Raw genomic sequence first — 19281 nt, 5'->3', positions numbered from 1 at the left:
GACCTTCACCGCACACCCCCGGAGAGCGCCAGAGCGCGCAGCTCGCGGACCGCGGCCCGCTGGGTGAGCAGGCAACCGCCCGCGTAGGCCAGCGCCAGCGCCAGCGCCTCGGCCAGCACCCCCGCCACGGTCTCCCGCGGCCCGAACAACCGGTCGGCGAGGACCGCGACCGCCACACACGGCACGGCGGCACCCAGCACCGCGGCGGCCATCCCGGCCAGCTCCGCGGCCGGGAAGGCGAGCGCCCGCCGCGCCAGCACCCACCAGGCGAGCACGACCAGCGACCACGCCACGGTGGCCTGCGCGGCGGCGACCGCCACCATGCCGGACCGGGTGACCAGCACGAGCGCGCCGCCCAGCGTGACGAGGTGGGTGACCTCGAGCAGGAGGTAGCACCGCGCGTACCCGGCGGCCTTGAGCACCTGGTACCAGGTCTGCAGCAGGCTGATGGCGAGGCCGTAGGCGCACAGCAGCACCAGTACCGGCGCGGCGGGTGCCCAGCGCTCCCCGAGCAGCACCACCCGGTCGGCCAGCAGCGCGGTGACCAGGTACAGGCCGCCGGTCACCGCCAGCGTCGCGCGGGTGAACCGGGCGGTGGCCGCGGGCAGCGCGCCGCGGTTGCCCTCCCGCACCAGCCTGGCGCAGACCGGGAACGCGACCGCGGCGACCACGATCGCCACCATGATGTAGGGCACCCAGGCGATCCGGTAGGCCAGCGAGTACACCCCGACCGCCGCCGGGCCGAGTACGTGCCCGATCGCCAGGTAGTCCACGTTCACCAGCAGGATCGCCACGAGCGCCGCGGGCCCGACGACCGCGATCCAGCCCAGTGCCTCGCGGGCGGCCCCGGCGTCCCACGACGGGCGCGGCGGCACCCCGACCAGCGTGCCCAGGACCGGCTGCGCGACCGCCGTGCACAACAGGCCCGCCACCAGCGCGACGGGTCCGGCGCCGGTCGCGGCGAGCACGACCGTCACGACCGCGCCGAGCACCGCGCTCCCCGCGTCGGGCACCAGCCTGCGGCGGAAGTCCAGCCGCCGGTGCATCACGGCCATCTGCACCCCGCCTACCGCCGTGAAGGGGAGGCTGACCGCCGCGAGCCGCACGAGCGGGGCCGCGTCCGGTGCGCCGACCAGGGCCGCGACCGGCGCCGCCACGAGCACGAGCACCACGGCGAGCCCGAGCCCGGTGGCCACGCTCAACGTCAGCACCGTGCCCGCCACCCGGTCCGGGTCGCGCTCGGTGCGGCCGATCACGTCGTAGACACCCATCGCCTGGATGACCTGCCCGATGTTCACCACCGCGACGGCCAGGGCCACCGAGCCGAGGCCGCCCTCGGTGAGGGTGGCCGCCAGCACCAGGGTGACGACCACCTGGCTGCCCTTGCTCACCAGGTTGACCAGCCCGAGCCACAGCGTGCCGCGGACCGCGCGGCCGCCGATGCCGGTGGTCACCCGGCCCGTCCCGCGACGAACTCCGGCCGGGCCGCCCGTGCGGTGTGCCTGGCGGCGAAGACCACGAGCACGAGCCACGCCGCCACGACGGCCACCCCGTCGAGGGTGACCGCCGCCCGCACGGAGAACAGTGCCCGCACCGCCGAGTCCACGACGTGCACGTGCGCGAACGGGACGGCGAGCGCCGCGACCGCGAACCCGGCCAACGGCCAGCGGTGCTCCCGCCTGCGCCGCCACCACACCACCGCCACCAGCGTCGCCGCGGGCACGGCGATCAGCACGTCACCCGGCTGGTGCACGACGGCGACGACCACGGCGAGGCACGTCAGCAGGTCCGCGACGGCGGTGGCGTCGGCGTCCCCGGCCCGGTCGAGCCGTCGCACCAGCAGCACGCTCACGGCGAGGACGCCCGCCAGCGCCAGCGGCTCCGCGGCGGGCGCCAGCCAGCCGGTGAGCCGGAACAGCACCGCCGCCAGGTCGACGCGCTGAGCGGTGGGGGAGTCGACCGCGCCGTAGTCGGTGCCGGTGGCGTGGGCGAGGTTCGCGGCGATCGTGTCGAGGAACGGCCCGAGGCCGCCGCCCCGCGCGACCAGCAGCGCTACGACCGGCAGGCTCGCGACCGCCGCGACGGCCGTGCCCGACAGCGCGACCCGCCGCGAACCCCTGGCGAACAGCAGGATCGCGAGTGGCAGGCCGAACTGCGGTTTGAGCCAGGCCAGCGCGAGCGCCACCGCCGCGAGGCGCGGATGGCTGGACCGGGTCAGCAACGCGCCGGCCGCGCCGACCGCGACCAGCGGGTTCACCTGGCCGAGGTAGAGCTGGGCCTTGCCGACCTGGCTCAGGACCAGCAGGGCGGCCAGCGCCGCGGTACCCAGCGCCAGCGGCACCCGTGACCGGATCCGGCTCGCCGCCATGGCCGCGAGCACCACCAGCAGCAGCAACGAGACCACGGCGAAGGCCAGCGCACCGGCGCGGTAGCCGGGCAGCGCGAACGGCAGGTGCAGCGCGAGGTGGTAGGGCTGGTACAGGTTGAAGCTCTGCCGCACCGGCCAGTGCGCGAACATCGCGGCCGGGTCGTACGGGTTGCCACCGGAGAGGAACTCGCGGACGGGGAAGTAGAGCGCGTCGCGGAAGTCCTGCATCCGCACCTCGGCCCGGGTCGCCGCCGTCGGCAGCGGTACCTGCCAGGACGGCCGCAGCGCCCACCACGCGCCGAACGCCCCGGCCACGGCGGCGACGGCGAACGCGATCCGGGACCTGGTGTTCACGCCAGGACCACCGCGACCACGACGACGTCGCCGGGCAGCACGCCCGCCACCACCGCCAGTTCCTCCTGCCGCCCGCCGGCGCGGGCCACCAGTACCACCGCGTCCGACGCCTCCCGTTCGCCGGCTGTGTCAGGCAACCGGGCGGCCAGCTCCTCGGCCCGTTCGCCGAGGTCCGGCGCCGCCGGGAGCACCCGGACGGGCCGGGCGGCCGCGTCGCACAGCGTGCGCAGTCGTCCGGTCAGCTCCGGGTCGGCCGCGCTGAGCGTGGTCACCGGCTGCCGCACGCCGGCGGCGGCAAGGGCTCTGCGCACGGCCGGCTCGCCGGCCGGACCCCGGCGCAGGTGCCGCAGCGCGCCGGCCGACACCCCGGCCACCGCGGCGGCGGCGAGTGCCAACCCGAGGCCCAGCGGCCGGTCCGGAGCCACCCTGGTGACGTCGGGCCGCTCGTCGAGCAGCCGGAGCGCACCCGCCGGGGCCAGCAGGTCGGCGTCGATCATGGCGCGCGCGATCGCGGTGACCGCGGCACCGGACTGCTCGGGCGACGGTCCGGTGACCGCGAGGCGGGCGAGCCCCGACGCGGGCACCAGCTCCACGGAGACGCCGTCGGTGAGTTCGTCCCGCGCGAGCCCGGTGGCCGCGGCGGCATCCCGGATCACCGAGGGGCTGCGCGCCAGTTCGACGAGCGCGGGCAGGGTGAGGGAGACGACCTCGCCGTACTGCGAACCGGCGGCGGTGTCCGGTGCCGGACCGGCCAGCAGCCCGACCCTGGCCTCGAACCGGTCGCCCCGCAGCCAGGTCACGAGCAGCACGAGCCCGCCGACGAGCACGGCGGCCACGAGACCCGCCACGATCGGCCGCCGCAGGACCGACAGTGCCGTGTGGACAGTCGTCGCGGTGCTGGTGGTGGCGCTCGCCGTTGTGGTGGCCGCCGGTTCCGGGGTGGCCGGTTTCGCACCGGTGCCCGGGGACCTGCGGACCGAGGTGCCGTTCGGCGGTCGCTTCTTCGTGGTGGTGGTGGTCTTCACCGTCGTCTCCTTCGGATCGCGGCCCGCAGCAGCTCGTCGTAGGACCTCATGAACTTGTGCGGGTCGTGCCCGCTGCGGATGGCGGCGAGCCCCGCGGCCGCGGCGGTGGCCCTGGCGGCCGGGTCGAACAACAAGGTGCCGAGCGCCTCGGCGGTCGCCCGGGGGTCGCGGCGCGGCACGACGAGCCCGCCGTTCCCCAGCACGGTGCGCACCCCGGACACGTCGGTGGCCACCACAGGGCGGCCGGCCGCCATCGACTCCAGTACCGCGATCGGCATGCCCTCCCAGTCACTGGTGAGGACGGTGACGTCGCTGGCGGCCAGCAGGTCGGGTATGTCGGCGCGGGTGCCGAGGAAGCGGACGCGGTCGGTGAGGGCCAGCCGGGCGCGGTGGTGTGCCAGCTCGGCGCGCAGGCTGCCGTCCCCGGCCAGCAGCAGAACCGCGTCGCCGCGCAGCGCCGCCCAGGCGTCGAGCAGGACGTCGTGCCGCTTCTGCGGTTCCATGCGGGCCACGCACAGCGCCACCGGCACGTCCTGGGGCACGCCGAGTGCCGCGCGGACCGCGGCGCGGTCGGCCGTCGCCTGCTGGGGGAAGACCGCGTTGGGGATCAGCACCGGATCGGGGAGACCGGCGGCCCGCAGCCGGTCGGCCGTCGCGTCGGCGACGGCGACCACGGTCCGCGCGGTGTGCCGGAGTATCCGGGCGGCACCGCGGTAGTCCGCGTCGGCGAGCCCGTGGCACACCGTCACCACCGGCAGCGCGCGGCCCGGCGCGACCGCCAGCCGGGCCACCAGTGTCGCCGAGACGTTGTGCGCCAGCACGACATCCGGGCCGAACCGCCGGACCGCCGACCGCGCCGCCGCGGCCGCACGCAGTACGCCGGTGGCCCTGCGCCGGGCCACCGGGACGGTGTACGTCGGCACACCGCGGGCCCGCAGCGCGTCCGCGCGATGCCCGCCGCCGCTGGCGACCGCCGACTCCCAACCGACGGAACCGCTCGCCATCGCCATGCCCGCGACGAGCGTCTCGGCGCCGCCGCTGCCCATCTCACTGATCACGTGGAGCACCCGCATCGCCGCTCCTCCCTTCTCCACGAGCACGCAGCGCGGCCGCGACCGCGACGGCGATCAGCAGCCACAGCGGCAGGTAGTACTGCTCGGACAGGAAAACCGCCCCGATCGCGACCGCGATCAGGCTCGCCTGCACCGCCACCATCGGCCGGTGGTCCGCTGCCGACCGCAGCACGCGTTCGCTCGCCACCACCGCGATGGCGATCAGCGCGAGGAACAGGCAGAACGCGGGCAGGCCCAGTTCGGCGGCCACCTCGAGGAACATGTTGTGCGCCACGGGTGTCTGCTCGGCGATCTCGGCGTTGTGGGACGCGGCGGCGTACTCGGCTCGGAACCCGCCGGGGCCGACGCCCAGCACCGGGTTCTCCGCGAGCATGCGCGCGGCGGCCTGCCAGCGCAGCTCCCTGGTGTCCACATTGGATCCGGCGATGAAGCTCTTCTCCCGCAACGACCGCGCCAGGTGCGGTCCGGCGAGCAGCAGGGCGGCCCCCGCGGTGACCGCTGCCGTGGCGGCCGCGCGGGCGAGCACCTTCGGTGACAGCGCGCGGCGCAGCACCAGCCAGCCGACCGCCGCCGCGAGGGCCAGCGCCCCACCGCGCGAAAAGGTCGCCGCGGCACCGGCCACCAGCACGGCGGCCGCGACCGTGACCGCGAGGACGTGGCGCGGTGCCGGTTCGGCCGGCAGCACCGCGACCAGCAGCGGCAACGCGGTCACCAGGACGAAGGCGAGGTCGTTCGGGTCGGACAGGGGCCCGGTCGCGCGTGCCGCGCCGGCCACGGCCAGGCTGTGGAGCGCCCCCGCGCCGGCCGCCGTGGCGCCGGCGACCGCGGCGACCAGGAGTGTCCTGACCGGCACCTCCGTCGCCGCGACGTCGATCAGGACCACCGCGACCGCGACGAACGGCAGCCACCGCGCCGTGTACTCGACGGTGAACGGTCCGTCCGCGTGCACGGCGGCGGATGCCAGCACCAGCACCGCGAAGGCGCCGAGGACCGCGTGGGCCGGGTGCGGCCGCGGCGTTTCCCGGCGCCGCAGGCGGACCGCCGCCCACGCGACGATCAGCAACGCGGGCGGCAGTTTCGCGAGCTGGCCGTGCACCGAGGTGAGGTAGCCCTCGACGGGTGCGAGTGCCACGGTCGCGCAGGCGAGCACGCGGAGGAGCCGGGTCTCCCGGCCGATCGTGCCGACCGGCGCAACGACGGCCCGCGGTGTCATCTGCCGCGATCCAGTCCTCGGACGTCCCGATCGCGGCGCAGCGGGCGCACGCGGGTGACGTGCTCGCCGGTGCCGACGACGGTGAAGCTCGCACGCACGGTGGCCAGCATCCAGCCCAGCAGCGCGACCTTCCGCTCGGTCGGCACCGCCATGCCGGGGAAGAACTCCATGCCCGGCGCCTCCGTCGCGCCGAGCACGTCGGTGGGGTGCACCAGGAGCGACGGGGACACGCCAAGTGCCCGGCACAGCCGCAGTGCCGTCGCGAAGTAGCGCCTGGCCAGCCGCGGCGAGATCTGGTGCAGCGCCAACACGTATGCTCCGTGGACCGGGACGCGGAGCAGCGGCATCGTGGTCACCGGCAGCTCGACGAGCTCCGCGCGGGAGCAGGTCCGCCAGCGGTATGCGGTGTTGGGCGCGAAGACCTGGGAGAAGCCGCCGAACAGCTCGTCGCGGCGGGGGTCCCCCGGTGGCGCGGTGCGGTTGTGGAAGGCACGGGCCAGGGGACCGGTCCAGGTGGGCAGCGTGCTCGCGTCGTAGCGGTAGCCGCGCTCGGTGAGCACCTCGACGAGCGCGGACGAGACACTGAAACCGGGGCCGCGGAAGCCGACCGGCGCCGGCGCGCCCGCGGCGACGATCGCCTCCTCGGTCCGCGCCAGCTCGGTCTCCAGCTCGGTGTGGGAGTACCGGTGCAGCCACGGCTCGTGGCGGTAGGAGTGGTTCGCGACCTCGTGGCCCCCGGCGGCGAACGCGGCGACCGCCTTCGCACCGTCCTCGCGTTCGACGTCGGCGCCGACCGCGAACACCGTGCCGGTCACGCCGTGCTCCCCGAACAGCTCCAGCAGCCGGGGCACGGCGGCAGGCAGGAAGCTGGGCATCCGCTCCCACTCCGCGTCACCATGGGTCTTGAGGTACGCCCAGAGGTTGTCCAGGTCGAGCGACACGCTGGCGATCGGCGGGGTGGTCACACGGCCTCCCGCGCGGGCCGGTGTGCCACGACCGGGGCAACGCGTGCGGCCGAGCCGAGCACCAGCACCCCGAGCACGACGAACGCGAGACCGAGCACGACCGACCACTCCCTGCCCGGCGCGATCCGGTCACCCAGCGCGGCGATGCCGACCACCGAGGTGAGCACCATGGTGGCGGCGTCCATCGTCGCCACCGTCGAGGTCGCGGATCCCCTGGCCAGTGCCACGGACATGCACGCCTGGCCGAGCAGCGCCGCCAGCAACATCAGCCAGGTCAGCGGGTTCAGCGGCAGCTGGTGCAGCGGTTCGTCGGCCAGCGACCGGCCGCTGATCGCGACCACCGCGAACGCCGAACCGGCCAGCAGCGCCAGGAACAGGACCGAATCCCGCCGACAGGCCCAGGTCGCGGCCAGGCCGACCAGCAAGGGCGACCCGAGCAGGACCCATCCCAGCCCGGCGGGGATGTCGTGCGCGACCGAGGGCACCGACGCGGTGGCGAGCAGTACGAGCCCGGCGGCCAGCACCCCCAGCATCGCGACCTCGACGGGACGGACCCGCCAGCCAAGCGCCAGCACCCCGAACGCGGTCGCGATGCCGACGGCGCAGGAGGTGCCGGCCTGCACCAGGTACAGCGGCAGTTCCGCGCGGGCGAGGAAGGCGAGCGCGAAACCGCCGACCTGACCGGCGAACCCGAGTTGGTACAGCCGGTCGGTGGCCAACCGGGCGAGCAGCCCGAGCCCGGTCCCGGGCCGGTCAGCGCGCCGGGCCGCGACGCTCTGCGCGACGATTCCCATCCCGTACATCGCGGTCGACACCGCGAGTTCGATGTGTCCGAGCACGCAACAACCCCTTGGGAATACCCGCACCGCCCGACTTTTCGAGCGTTCGTCGCTTCGACGGAGGCGAATCGTACGGTCCGGATCTTCCAAACCCGTCAGAAGGACATAGCGGCTAACCTTCTGACCGTCTGTGGCAACCAAGCGCGAGCAGCACACTCGAAAGTGGAGTGATGATCACCCTTCCGAGATGTAACAAGGAAAGTCGGGTCAAATCGCCCTTGGTGTCGTGCGGACGCCGGACCCGCAACGCCCGGCAGGCACCCCGCAAGGCGGGCCCGGTGCTGTGAAAGGCGCGCTCACGGCACAACCGGTGCCGTGAATGGGCCTTTCAGGGCGCTCAGCGCCCTGAACGCGCCTTTCAGGGCATTGCCACGCCGTCAACGCGCCTTAGCGCCAAAGCCAGGGCGCTACGCGCCCCGGGCCCGCGAAGCGGGCCCTGCCCACGCAACCCTGACGGTGGCGTAAGCCCACCACCAAGGGGCTCCCTGCCATCCCGTCGACCTGGCAGGCAGACCCGCCCAAACCGCAGCCGACATGCTCCTCGCCACCCCGGAGACCTGCCCGTCCGGCGAGGACAAAGACCACCAGACAGTCACCCCGGAGACCTGCCCGTCCGGCGAGGACAACCCCACAAGAAGCCGGCACCGACCGGCAAAGACCCCTACCCCACACGACCGCCCACCACCAACGAGCAGAACCTGGTGGATTGTTCTGAAAGCGCGTCACAGCACCGAACCACCCGCCGACGCCCCGCACCGGACTCACCTCACGCGAACTTCACGGAATCCAGCGCCGATCGTCGACCGGCCACCTGCCCGGTCCTCCAAGCAGTGCGCGAGATCCGCCCGGGTGACGGAGCCGACTTCGATCGGCCGCCGCACGAAGTGTGCCCGCTCGACCGTCCTGCGTCCGTTGGCTTGGCGCGCTGCTGCCGTTCTTCCTAGTCGACTGGACCGGACGGGTGACTGGCTGGCGCTAATTTTGTTGAGCCTCGGACAAAGTTTGCTCCGATTCAGCGAACTTTTGTCGTTGATGTTCGAAAGTCGCTACCTTTTGAATGCTCCGCTCAGTATCGGTCCAGTCAGACATCGACGTCTGAAAGGAAAAGACGCGACATGCTGAGATCCCTGCGCGCTCTCATCCATCTCGGCTCGGCCGCTCTGCTCGTCGCCGCCACAGCGACGCTGTCCCCATCCCCTCCCGCATCCGTCGCCGCACCCGAGGCGGCACCGGAGTTCCAACAGGTCACGCTCGCCAAAGGGGCGGGCGAAATGGGCGAACCGATGTCCATGACCGTGCTCCCCGACCGCTCTGTCCTGCACACCTCCCGCGACGGCACGGTCCGCCGCACCGACGCCGCCGGCAACACCACGGTGTCCGGGAAGCTCACCGTCTACTCCCACGACGAGGAAGGCCTGCAGGGCATCGCGGCCGACCCGAACTTCGCCACCAACCGACACGTGTACCTGTACTACGCGCCGCCACTGTCCACACCGGCCGGTGACGCGCCGTCAGACGGGACCGACTTCGCCGCCTGGAACGGCGTGAACCGCCTGTCCCGGTTCGTGCTCAACACCAACGGCACGCTCAACCTGTCCAGCGAGAAGCCGGTCCTGGACGTGCCGGCCAGCCGCGGTATCTGCTGCCACGTCGGCGGGGACATCGACTTCGACGCCGCGGGCAACCTCTACCTGAGCACCGGCGACGACACCAACCCGTTCGCCTCCGACGGGTTCAGCCCACTCGACGAACGCACCAACCGCAACCCGGCCTTCGACGCCCAGCGCTCCAGCGGCAGCACCAACGACCTGCGCGGGAAACTACTGCGGATCAAGGTGAACGCCGACGGGGGCTACTCGATCCCGGCGGGCAACATGTTCGCACCCGGCACGCAGAACACCCGGCCGGAGATCTACGCGATGGGCTTCCGCAACCCGTTCCGCTTCAACGTCGACAAGGCCACCGGCGTGGTCTACCTCGGCGACTACGGGCCGGACGCGGGCTCGGCCAGCGGCACACGCGGGCCGGCCGGGCAGGTCGAGTTCAACCGGATCACCGGGCCCGGCTTCTACGGCTGGCCCTACTGCACCGGCTCGAACACCACGAACGAGACCTACAACGACCACAACTTCGCCACCGGGGCCTCCGGCGGCAAGTTCGACTGCGCGAGCGGGCCGACCAACAACTCGCCGCACAACACCGGACAGCAGAAGCTGCCCGGTGCCAAACCGGCGTGGCTGAAGTACGACGGGTGCTCGCTGGCGGCGTTCGGTTGCGGCAGCGAGTCGCCCATGGGCGGCCCGGTCTACCGGTACGACCCCAACCTGAACTCCGCGGTCAAGTTCCCGCAGTCCTACGACGGGCACTTCTTCGCGACGGAGTTCGGCAGGCGCTGGATCAAGGACGTCGCGGTGAACGCGGACGGCTCGGCCGGTGCCATCAACCCGTTCCCGTGGACCGGCACCCAGGTGATGGACGCCGCCTTCGGCCCGGACGGCGCGCTGTACGTGCTGGACTACGGCACGGGCTGGTTCGCCGGCGACGAGAACTCGGCGCTGTACCGGATCGAGCACGTCGCGGACGGCTTCGCGCCGGTCGCGAAGGCGGCGGCGGACAAGACGAGTGGCACCGCGCCGCTGACGGTCGGCTTCTCGTCGGCAGGCTCGTCGGACCCGGACGGCGACGCCATCACGTTCTCGTGGACCTTCGGTGACGGCGGCACGTCCACGGCCGCCAACCCGTCGCACACCTACTCGGCCAACGGTTCCTACACCGCGACGCTGACGGTGCGCGACAGCACGGGCAAGACCGCGACGGCGAGCGTGCAGATCACGGTCGGCAACACGGCGCCGAAGGTGACGGTGAACCTGCCGCAGGACGGGCAGCTGTTCAGCTTCGGCGACGCGGTCCCGTTCCGGATCAGCGTCACCGACCCGGAGGACGGCGCGATCGACTGTGCCCGGGTCAAGATCAGCTACATCCTCGGGCACGACTCGCACGGCCACAAGCTCACCGAGGCGACCGGCTGTTCCGGTGTCATCCAGACACCCACGGACGGCGAGCACGACCCGAACGCCAACATCTACGGGGTCTGGGACGCCGAGTACACCGACAACGGCGGCATCACCACCCACACCCAGCACGTGACGCAACCCAGGACCAGGCAGGCCGAGCACTACGGCTCGTCGAACGGCGTCCAGGTCGTCGACCACGGCCCGGCGCACGGCGGGAAGACCGTCGGCCACATCGAGAACGGTGACTGGATCGCGTTCCAGCCCTACGTGCTGTCCAACGCGACGTCGTTCTCGGCCCGCGTGTCCTCCGGTGGTGCGGGCGGCACGATCGAGGTGCGGGCGGGCTCCGCGACCGGCACACTGCTCGGCTCGGTCCCGGTGCCGGTGACCGGCGGCTGGGAGACGTTCACCGACGTCACCACCACGCTGTCCGGCCAGCCGTCCGGCACGACCACGCTGTACCTGGTGTTCTCCGGCGGCGCGGGTTCGCTGTTCGACGTGGACGAGTTCACCTTCGCCACCGGTGCCCGCGCAGGCCAGATCACGGGCCTCGGCGGCAAGTGCGTCGACGTCAGCGGTGCCGCCACCGCGGACGGCACCAAGATCCAGCTCTGGACGTGCAACAGCACGGCGGCCCAGCGCTGGACCGTCTCCGGCGACGACACCCTGCGCGCGCTGGGCAAGTGCCTCGACGCCAAGGGCAGCGGCACGGCCAACGGCACCGTCGTGCAGCTGTGGACCTGCAACGGCACCGGCGCACAGCTCTGGGTGCCCCAACCCGGCGGAACGATCAGGAACCCGCAGTCCGGCCGCTGTCTCGACGCCTCGGGCAACAGCAGCGCGGACGGCACCCAACTGCACATCTGGGACTGCCACACCGGAGCCAACCAGAAATGGACCCTGCCATGACCAGAATCCCCAGAACTCCGACAAGATCCCGACTGCGTACCGCCTTCCTGGCGCTGGCCATGTCGGTGGTGGTGATGCTGGCGCTGGCGCCGGGGTGGTCCCCGGCGGCTGATCCGGCCTACAAGGTCCTGGTCTTCTCCAAGACCGCCGGCTTCCGGCACTCCTCCATCCCCAACGGCATCCAGGCGATCCGTGATCTCGGCGCGGCCAACAACTTCACCGTCGACGCCACCGAGGACGCCGCCGCCTTCAGCGGAACGAACCTCGCCCAGTACCGCGCGGTGGTCTTCCTGCTGACCACCGGTGACGTCCTGAACGACGGGCAGCAGACCGCGTTCGAGTCGTACGTGCGGTCCGGCGGCGGTTACGTCGGCGTGCACTCGGCGTCCGACACGGAATACCAGTGGCCGTTCTACGGCGGTGTGGTCGGCGCCTACTTCCACTCGCACCCCGCGATCCAGCAGGCGACGCTGCGGGTCGAGGACCGTGCGCACGCGTCCACGTCCCACCTCGGCGACGACTGGGTGCGCACCGACGAGTGGTACAACTTCCAGGCCAATCCGCGGGGCGACGCGCACGTGCTCGCGCGGCTGGACGAAGGCACCTACTCGGGCGGCAACATGGGTGACCACCCGATCGCCTGGTGCAAGACCTACCAGGGCGGCCGTTCCTGGTACACCGCGGGCGGGCACACCGAGCAGAGCTACACCGAGCCCTCGTTCCGCAGCCACCTGCTCGGCGGGATCCGTTACGCGGCGGGCATGACCGACGCGGACTGCCGCCCGGAGACCGGCTACACGCCGCTGTTCGACGGTGCCAACACCAACGGGTGGAGCCAGGCCGGCCCCGGCGGGTTCACGCTCGCGAACGGCACGCTCACCTCGTTCGGCGGGCTCGGCATGCTGTGGTACTCGGCGAAGGAGTTCCGTTCGTACTCGCTGAAGATGGACTGGCGACTCGCGGGCGACGACAACTCCGGCGTGTTCATCGGGTTCCCGGCGAGCAGCGACCCGTGGTCGGCGGTGAACAACGGCTACGAGATCCAGATCGACGCCACCGACGCCGCCGACCGCACCACCGGCGCGGTGTACGGGTTCAAGTCGGCCGACATCGCGGCCAGGGACGCGGCGCTCAACCCGCCGGGGGAGTGGAACACGTTCGAACTGCTCGTCGAGGGCGAACGGGTGCAGGTGTTCCTCAACGGTGTGAAGGTCAACGACTTCACGAACACCGACCCGAACCGGAGCCTGGTGCAGGGCCACGTCGGCCTCCAGAACCACGGCAACGGCGACGACGCCTCGTTCCGCGACATCCGGGTCAAGGAACTGGGTGGTGGTGATGGCACACGCACCGGTGAGATCAGGGGTCTCGGCGGCAAGTGCGTGGACATCAGCGGGTCCAACACCGCGGACGGCACGAAGGTCCAGCTCTGGACGTGCAACGGGACCGGCGCGCAGCGGTGGACCCTGCCGGGGGACAACACGCTCCGCGCGCTGGGCAAGTGCCTCGACGTCAAGGGCAGCGGCACGGCCAACGGCACGATCGTGCAGTTGTGGACCTGCAACGGCACCGGTGCCCAGCAGTGGGCGGCGCAGGCCGACGGCACGCTGCGCAACCCGCAGTCCGGTCGCTGCCTGGACGCCTCGGGCAACAGCAGCGCGGACGGCACGCAACTGCACATCTGGGACTGCCACACCGGAGCGAACCAGAAGTGGACCCTGCCGTGACCGGACGGTGACGACGCGCCCGCCACGCGCAGGCGTGGCGGGCGCCCCCTGCGAGATCCCCGTATGTCCACTCCGGACGGAGTGGTCGAGCCGGACCATGCCGTCCTGACGGTCCCCAAGGAGAAATCCCATGCGATCGCCGGTTCACCGCCGAACCAGACCGCCGCGCCGCCACAGGCTGTTCGTCGCCGCCACCGCGTTGTTCGTCGCCGTGGCAGGCCTGCTCGTCGCGCCAGCACAGGCCGCGGCGGTTCCACCGCAGCAACCCGGTGTGACACTGCGGGTCTTCGACCTGCAGACGTCGCTGAGCAGACTGTGCAACCTCAAGCCGGGGCAGACGCCGAACGTCGACAAGCTGATGCCCACGATCAACTGGACCGCCACGACCGACTTCGGCGTCGGTGACCACTTCGTCTCCGAGGTCACCGGCAACATCGACGTCGCGACGGCGGGCACCTACAACTTCCGCCTCACCAGTGACGACGGGTCCCGGCTGTGGCTCGACGACCGGGTCGTGATCGACCACGACGGGCTGCACGGGCCGACCGCCAAGGACGGCTCGGTCCAGCTCACCACGGGCTACCACGCCCTGCGCATCGAGCACTTCGACAACACGGTGGACCAGCAGATCACGCTGCAGTGGCAGCCGCCGGGCGCTTCGGGCTTCGTCGTGGTGCCGAACTCGGTGCTGAGCACGGACGCGGACGTCGTGCGGGTGACCGCGCCGGGCCGCAAGGAGTGCGAGGGCGGCGCCGACTCACCGGGCGACGGCCTGCCACTCACGGCCGTGCACCCGAACTACACGCTGACCAGCCTGCGCCCGGCCGGGTTCCAGCCGCAGGTGACCGGCATGGACTGGCTGCCGGACGGCCGCCTCGCGATCGCGACCTGGGGAGGCTCGAACAACCAGTTCGGCGAGGTGTACCTGATGAGTGGCGTCACCGGCAACACCAGCCCCGCCCAGGTGCAGGCGAAGAAGATCGCGAGCAACCTCCGCGAGCCGATGGGGATCAAGTACGTCGACGGCAAGCTGTACGTGTCGGAGAAGCACCGGCTCGTCGAGCTGAACGACACCAACGGCGACGAGGTCACCGACAACTACCGCGCGGTGGCGACGTGGCCGTTCGGCGGGAACTTCCACGAGTTCGCGTTCGGCCTGCTGTACCAGGACGGGTTCTTCTACCTGAACCTGTCGGTCGCCATCAACTACGGTGGCGCCACGACGGATCCGCAGCCCGCGCCGAACCGGGGCACCACGATCAAGGTGAACAGGGCGACCGGTGCGGTGTCCTATGTGGCCGGTGGCCTGCGGACGCCGCACGGTATCGGCTGGGGACCGGAGGGTGGCATCTTCGTCACGGACAACCAGGGTGGCTGGCTGCCGTCGTCGAAGCTGGTGCACGTCAAACAGGACCGGTTCTTCAACCACTACATGAACCCCGACGGCCCGTTCGACGGGCGGCCGGTGACGCAGCCGGTCCTGTGGTTGCCGCAGAACGAGATCGCGAACTCGCCGAGCAACCCCGTCCAGCTCACGTCGGGTCCGTTCGCCGGGCAGCTGGTGTTCGGCGACGTCACCTACGGCGGGCTGCAGCGCGGCTTCCTGGAGAAGGTGAACGGCGAGTACCAGGGCGCCGTGTTCCGCATGACGCAGGGACTGGAGTCCGGGGTGAACCGCATCAGCCTCGGTCCCGACGGCGCCATCTACACCGGCGGGATCCACGGCGGCGGCAACTGGGGCCAGGAGGGCAAGCTCGCCTACGGCCTGCAGAAGCTCGCCCCGACCGGCACGGGCGCGTTCGACATCGTGGCCATGCGGGCGGTCGAGGGTGGTTTCGAGCTGGAGTACACCCAGCCGCTGTCGGCGGGCACGGCGCAGAACCTGGCGGCCAAGTACAAGGCAACGCAGTGGCGGTACGTGCCGACCGCGGCCTACGGCGGCCCGAAGGTCGACGAGCAGACGCTGACCGTGGCGTCGGCGACCCTGTCCACCGACCGGAAGAAGGTCCGGCTCGCGGTCCCCGGTCTGCAGCCGGGCCGCGTGGTGCACCTCCGGTCACCGCGCCCGTTCTCGTCCGAGTCCGGGCAGTCGCTGTGGAGCACCGAGGCCTGGTACACGCTCAACGCGATGGTCGGGGCAGGCGGCAGCCGGACCGGCCCGGTGGTCAGCGCGGCGACGAACAAGTGCCTGGACATCAGCGGGAGCGCCACGGCAGACGGGACGAAGATCCAGATCTGGACGTGCAACAGCACCGCCGCGCAGCAGTGGACCATCGGCGGCGACGGGACGTTCCGCGCACTGGGCAAGTGCCTGGACGTGAAGACCAGCGGCACCGCCAACGGCACCCTCGTGCAGCTGTGGACCTGTAACGGCAGCGATGCCCAGGTCTGGTCGGTGCAGGCCAACGGGTCGCTGGTGAACCCGCAGTCGGGCCGGTGCCTCGACGTGTCTGGCAACGGCACGGCGGACGGTACCCAGATCCACATCTGGGACTGCAACGGCGCGGCCAACCAACGCTGGGCCCTCCCGGCCTGACAGATGTCGTGGCCACCGGTCTCGCTCCCAGCGGCCGGTGGCCACGACGGCACCGCACCTGCCCCGAACGACGCTTTCGGGGCATGGCCGGGCTTTTCTCGCGAGCACCGAACCGCCGTCACCTCAGCCAGGAGGCGTCGCGGCACAGCGGAAGCCGGTGTTGCCGGAGGAGCTGTCCGGTGTGTTGGCGGTGCGGGCGGCGACGCGGTAGCGGTTGCAGTAGCTGTGGTGGCAGAGGTGGCTGCCGCCGCGGATGACTCGGGTGTCGCCGGCCGGCGGGCCCTGCGGGTCGATGCGGGTGTCGTCGCGGTCCTCGGTGTGCCAGGTCGACGACCAGCGGTCGGCGCACCACTCCCACACGTTGCCTGCGGCCTCGTACAGGCCGTTTCCGTTGGGCGGGAAGGACTTCACCGGTGCGGTGCCGATGTGCCGGTCCTCCCCGGTGTTGTCGGTGGGGAACGTTCCCTGCCAGATGTTGCACCGCCACCGGCCCCTGGGCGCCAGCTCGTCACCCCACGGGTAGCGGGCCTGGTCCAGACCGCCGCGGGCGGCGAGTTCCCACTCGGCCTCGGTGGGCAGCCGCTTGCCCGCCCACGCGGCGTACGCGGCGGCGTCGTGCCACGACACGTGCGCCACCGGATGCCGTTGGCGTCCCTCCACTGTGGACCCAGGGCCGTCCGGGTGGCGCCAGTCGGCGCCGTCGACGGCGAGCCACCACGGCGCGCCGGGCACCGAAGCGTCCCGCACATGCCGTCGCTGCGCCGCTCCGACGAACAGGTGGAAGACGAAAGACCAGCCGAACCGCTCCGCCTCGGTGACGTAGCCGGTGGCCTTCACGAACGTCGCGAACTGGCGGACGGTCACGGCCGTCTCGTCGATCAGGTACGGCGACACGGTCACTGTGCGCACCGGGCCTTCGCCGTCCCCGGGGTTGGCGTCCTCGTCGGCGCCGCCCATCCGGAACGGACCGCCCGCGATCCGCACCATCCCCCGGGTGTCCGCCGACGGCGACCGCACCGGCGGCTCGACGGGCATGGGCGCACCGGTGGTCTGCCGGTCAGGTCCGCAACACGCGGGCATCGTTCACCCCACCGTCGCCCGGCCCCCGGCGCGGGCCTCCGCGGCGGGGCGTTGCTCGGCGATCTCGGCCTCGAAACGTGCCGCCTGCCCGGCGAGGTGCTCGACGACCTCAGGGTGGCCGTGGCTGAGGTCGTAGCTCTCCGCCGGATCCAGTTCGAGGTTGAACAGCTGGGGGAGTTCCTTGCCCTGCGCCCGGTTCAGGTCACGCGGGTGCCGGTCAAGGTGGAGCTTCCACGGGCCCTCCCGGACCGCGTTGAGCGTCCACCAGTGGAAGAAGTAGAGCGTTCGCGGCGTCGGCGCCTGCCCGCCGGTGAGGACGGCCGAGATGTCCACACCGTCGACCGGCCGGTCCCTCGGCACCGCGCCGCCGCCCAGCGCGGCCAGTGTCGGCAGCAGGTCGAACAGGCACGCGGGCTCGTCGGACACCGAGCCCGCCGGGATCCGCCCCGGCCATCGCGCGACGAACGGGACCCGGATGCCGCCCTCGTAGGTGTGCAGCTTGGTGCCACGCAGCCCCCCGGTGCTGCCCTCGAACCACGGCCCGTTGTCGCTGGTCACCATGACGACGGTGTCGTCGGCCAGTCCGAGGTCGCCGAGGGTGTCGAGAAGGCGGCCGACGTGATGGTCCAGGCTCTCGACGACGTCGCCGTACCGGCCGCCTGCCGACCGGCCGCGGAACTCGTCCTCGACGTGCAGCGGGATGTGCGGCATCGTGTGCGCGAGGTAGACGAGGAACGGCACGTCCGCGTTGCGCGTGACGAAGTCGATGGCGTGGTCGGTGTAGGTGCTGGTCAGCGTCGCCTGGTCGACGTCGGCGGAGGAGATCCGGTCCCCTTCGAACATCTCGACCGGATGCATGTCGTTGCTGTAGAGCAGCCCGGCGTACTCGTCGAAGCCGTGCCGGGTCGGGTAGTGCTCCGGCCGGCACCCGAGATGCCACTTGCCGAACATCGCCGTGCGGTAACCGGCGTCGTGCAGCATCCGCGGCAGCGTGTACTCCCAGGACGACAACCCGGTCCCGTGCTCGGGGGACAGCACCTTCGGCAGCCCGACCCGTTGCGGATACCGGCCGGTCATCAACGCGGCGCGCGACGGGGTGCACACCGACGAGGTCGCGTACATGTGCCGCAGGGTGACCCCGTCGTCGGCGATGGAGTCGATGCGCGGGGTGCGCAGGATCGTGTTCCCCATACAACTGAGGTCGCCGTAGCCGAGGTCGTCCATCACCACCAGGACGATGTTCGGCTTGGTGTGCCGGTCACTCATGGTGCTCCCGGAGCAGGTGGCCGTCGTGCGTGGCGACGAAGTCCAGGAACGCGTCGCGCTCGGCTGGCCCGCTCGGCAGCAGGGGTGGCGCCACGTGGGGCGGGCACAGGTTCCGCAGTGCCAGGACCGCCTTGACCCCCGCCGTTCCCCGGCGGATGGCGTGGAGCCCGGTGAGCTCGGTGTGCATCGTCTGGAGTCGCCGCACCTCGTCGTGGTCGCCGCCTTCGTGCGCGGCGACCAACCGGAGCGACAGGGCGGGGGCGATGTTGGCGACGCCGGGGACGATGCCCTCGGCGCCGAGGCCGAGGGCGGCGTCGAGCTGGGTCTCCGCGCCCTGGGCGACGGCGAAGCCGGGCCTGCTCAGCTCGACGAGGTCGGCGAGGAACCCGAGGTCACCGGAGCTGTCCTTGATCCCGACGAGGTGGTCGAGGTCGCGGAGGGCGCCGACCAGGTCGCGGGTCAGCGGGTTGCTGTAGCGCGGTGCGTTGTACGCGATCACCGGCAGCCCGGCCGTGGCGAGGGCCGCGTAGTGGGCGAGGATCTCGTCCTCGCGGTGGTGGAAGTAGATCGGCGGGCTCATGACCAGCGCGTCGGCGCCGGCGTTCGCCGCGATCGAGGCCCGTTCGAGCGCCTCGCGGGTGCCCGCCGCCGTGATGTTCACCGTGACCACGCCGCCGCCGGTCAGCGACCGCCACCGCGCGATCACCCCGTCGACGAACGGCCCGATCACCGACGTCGGCAGCAGCGGACCCTCGCCGTTGCTGCCCAGCAGCATCAGTTTCTCCACCCCGGCAGCCGCCAGCGCCGCGAGCAGCCCCGAAGCGTGCTCCGCGGCCGGGCGGCCGGTCTCGTCCATCGGGGTGACGAGCGGAACGGTCACCCCGCCGAGTAGTGCGGACCCGTCGATCATGA

At 72.1% G+C, this 19281-nt stretch carries 13 protein-coding genes; 3 read left to right on the top strand and 10 right to left on the bottom strand.

The annotated features are described in order from the left end of the window. Nucleotides 1-5: 5 nt before the first annotated feature. Genes ACFPCV_RS04370 through ACFPCV_RS04340 form a run of 7 tightly spaced genes read right to left on the bottom strand, consistent with a single transcriptional unit; the run spans nucleotide 6 to nucleotide 7837 of the window. Nucleotides 6-1454 (bottom strand): oligosaccharide flippase family protein, encoded by a 1449-nt coding sequence (locus ACFPCV_RS04370; RefSeq protein ID WP_378054684.1) that lies wholly within the window; start codon nucleotides 1452-1454, stop codon nucleotides 6-8. After that, nucleotides 1451-2722: a glycosyltransferase 87 family protein gene (locus tag ACFPCV_RS04365; protein WP_378054683.1), complete on the bottom strand. Its 1272-nt coding sequence runs from the start codon at nucleotides 2720-2722 to the stop codon at nucleotides 1451-1453. The genes ACFPCV_RS04370 and ACFPCV_RS04365 overlap by 4 nt, the downstream gene beginning before the upstream one ends. Beyond that, entirely contained in the window at nucleotides 2719-3747 is a 1029-nt protein-coding gene (locus ACFPCV_RS04360) for a hypothetical protein (RefSeq protein ID WP_378054682.1), read from the bottom strand. The genes ACFPCV_RS04365 and ACFPCV_RS04360 overlap by 4 nt, the downstream gene beginning before the upstream one ends. After that, entirely contained in the window at nucleotides 3744-4820 is a 1077-nt protein-coding gene (locus ACFPCV_RS04355) for a glycosyltransferase (RefSeq protein WP_378054681.1), read from the bottom strand. The genes ACFPCV_RS04360 and ACFPCV_RS04355 overlap by 4 nt, the downstream gene beginning before the upstream one ends. After that, nucleotides 4795-6033: an O-antigen ligase family protein gene (locus ACFPCV_RS04350; RefSeq protein WP_378054680.1), complete on the bottom strand. Its 1239-nt coding sequence runs from the start codon at nucleotides 6031-6033 to the stop codon at nucleotides 4795-4797. Before ACFPCV_RS04350 ends, ACFPCV_RS04355 begins: the two co-directional genes overlap by 26 nt. After that, nucleotides 6030-6998, bottom strand: a complete 969-nt coding sequence (locus ACFPCV_RS04345) for a polysaccharide deacetylase family protein (RefSeq protein WP_378054679.1) — start codon at nucleotides 6996-6998, stop codon at nucleotides 6030-6032. Before ACFPCV_RS04345 ends, ACFPCV_RS04350 begins: the two co-directional genes overlap by 4 nt. Further along, a complete protein-coding gene (locus ACFPCV_RS04340) occupies nucleotides 6995-7837 on the bottom strand; it encodes a DMT family protein (protein WP_378054678.1) in 843 nt (280 codons plus the stop codon). The genes ACFPCV_RS04345 and ACFPCV_RS04340 overlap by 4 nt, the downstream gene beginning before the upstream one ends. Nucleotides 7838-8952: 1115 nt before the next feature. Here ACFPCV_RS04340 and ACFPCV_RS04335 point away from each other — a divergent pair. The 3 genes from ACFPCV_RS04335 (at nucleotide 8953) to ACFPCV_RS04325 (ending at nucleotide 16023) form a co-directional block, all read left to right on the top strand. After that, entirely contained in the window at nucleotides 8953-11760 is a 2808-nt protein-coding gene (locus tag ACFPCV_RS04335) for a carbohydrate-binding protein (RefSeq protein WP_378054677.1), read from the top strand. After that, nucleotides 11757-13487, top strand: coding sequence for a ThuA domain-containing protein (locus ACFPCV_RS04330; protein ID WP_378054676.1), 1731 nt, complete (start codon nucleotides 11757-11759; stop codon nucleotides 13485-13487). Before ACFPCV_RS04335 ends, ACFPCV_RS04330 begins: the two co-directional genes overlap by 4 nt. 130 nt (nucleotides 13488-13617) lie before the next feature. After that, nucleotides 13618-16023, top strand: a complete 2406-nt coding sequence (locus tag ACFPCV_RS04325; RefSeq protein WP_378054675.1) for an RICIN domain-containing protein — start codon at nucleotides 13618-13620, stop codon at nucleotides 16021-16023. Nucleotides 16024-16146: 123 nt separating this feature from the next. On the opposite strand, the gene ACFPCV_RS04320 is transcribed toward ACFPCV_RS04325, so the two are convergent. Genes ACFPCV_RS04320 through ACFPCV_RS04310 form a run of 3 tightly spaced genes read right to left on the bottom strand, consistent with a single transcriptional unit; the run spans nucleotide 16147 to nucleotide 19279 of the window. Continuing rightward, entirely contained in the window at nucleotides 16147-17103 is a 957-nt protein-coding gene (locus ACFPCV_RS04320; protein WP_465251550.1) for a formylglycine-generating enzyme family protein, read from the bottom strand. A 3-nt stretch (nucleotides 17104-17106) separates the two neighbouring features. Continuing rightward, nucleotides 17107-18369, bottom strand: coding sequence for a sulfatase family protein (locus ACFPCV_RS04315; protein WP_378054673.1), 1263 nt, complete (start codon nucleotides 18367-18369; stop codon nucleotides 17107-17109). Beyond that, nucleotides 18362-19279: a dihydrodipicolinate synthase family protein gene (locus ACFPCV_RS04310; protein ID WP_378054672.1), complete on the bottom strand. Its 918-nt coding sequence runs from the start codon at nucleotides 19277-19279 to the stop codon at nucleotides 18362-18364. Before ACFPCV_RS04310 ends, ACFPCV_RS04315 begins: the two co-directional genes overlap by 8 nt. Nucleotides 19280-19281 lie beyond the last annotated feature (2 nt).

It is taken from the genome of Actinophytocola glycyrrhizae (assembly GCF_042653545.1).
In the GTDB taxonomy this organism is placed as follows: Bacteria; Actinomycetota; Actinomycetes; order Mycobacteriales; family Pseudonocardiaceae; genus Actinophytocola; species Actinophytocola glycyrrhizae.
This window is presented reverse-complemented; position numbering and strand designations above follow the sequence as displayed.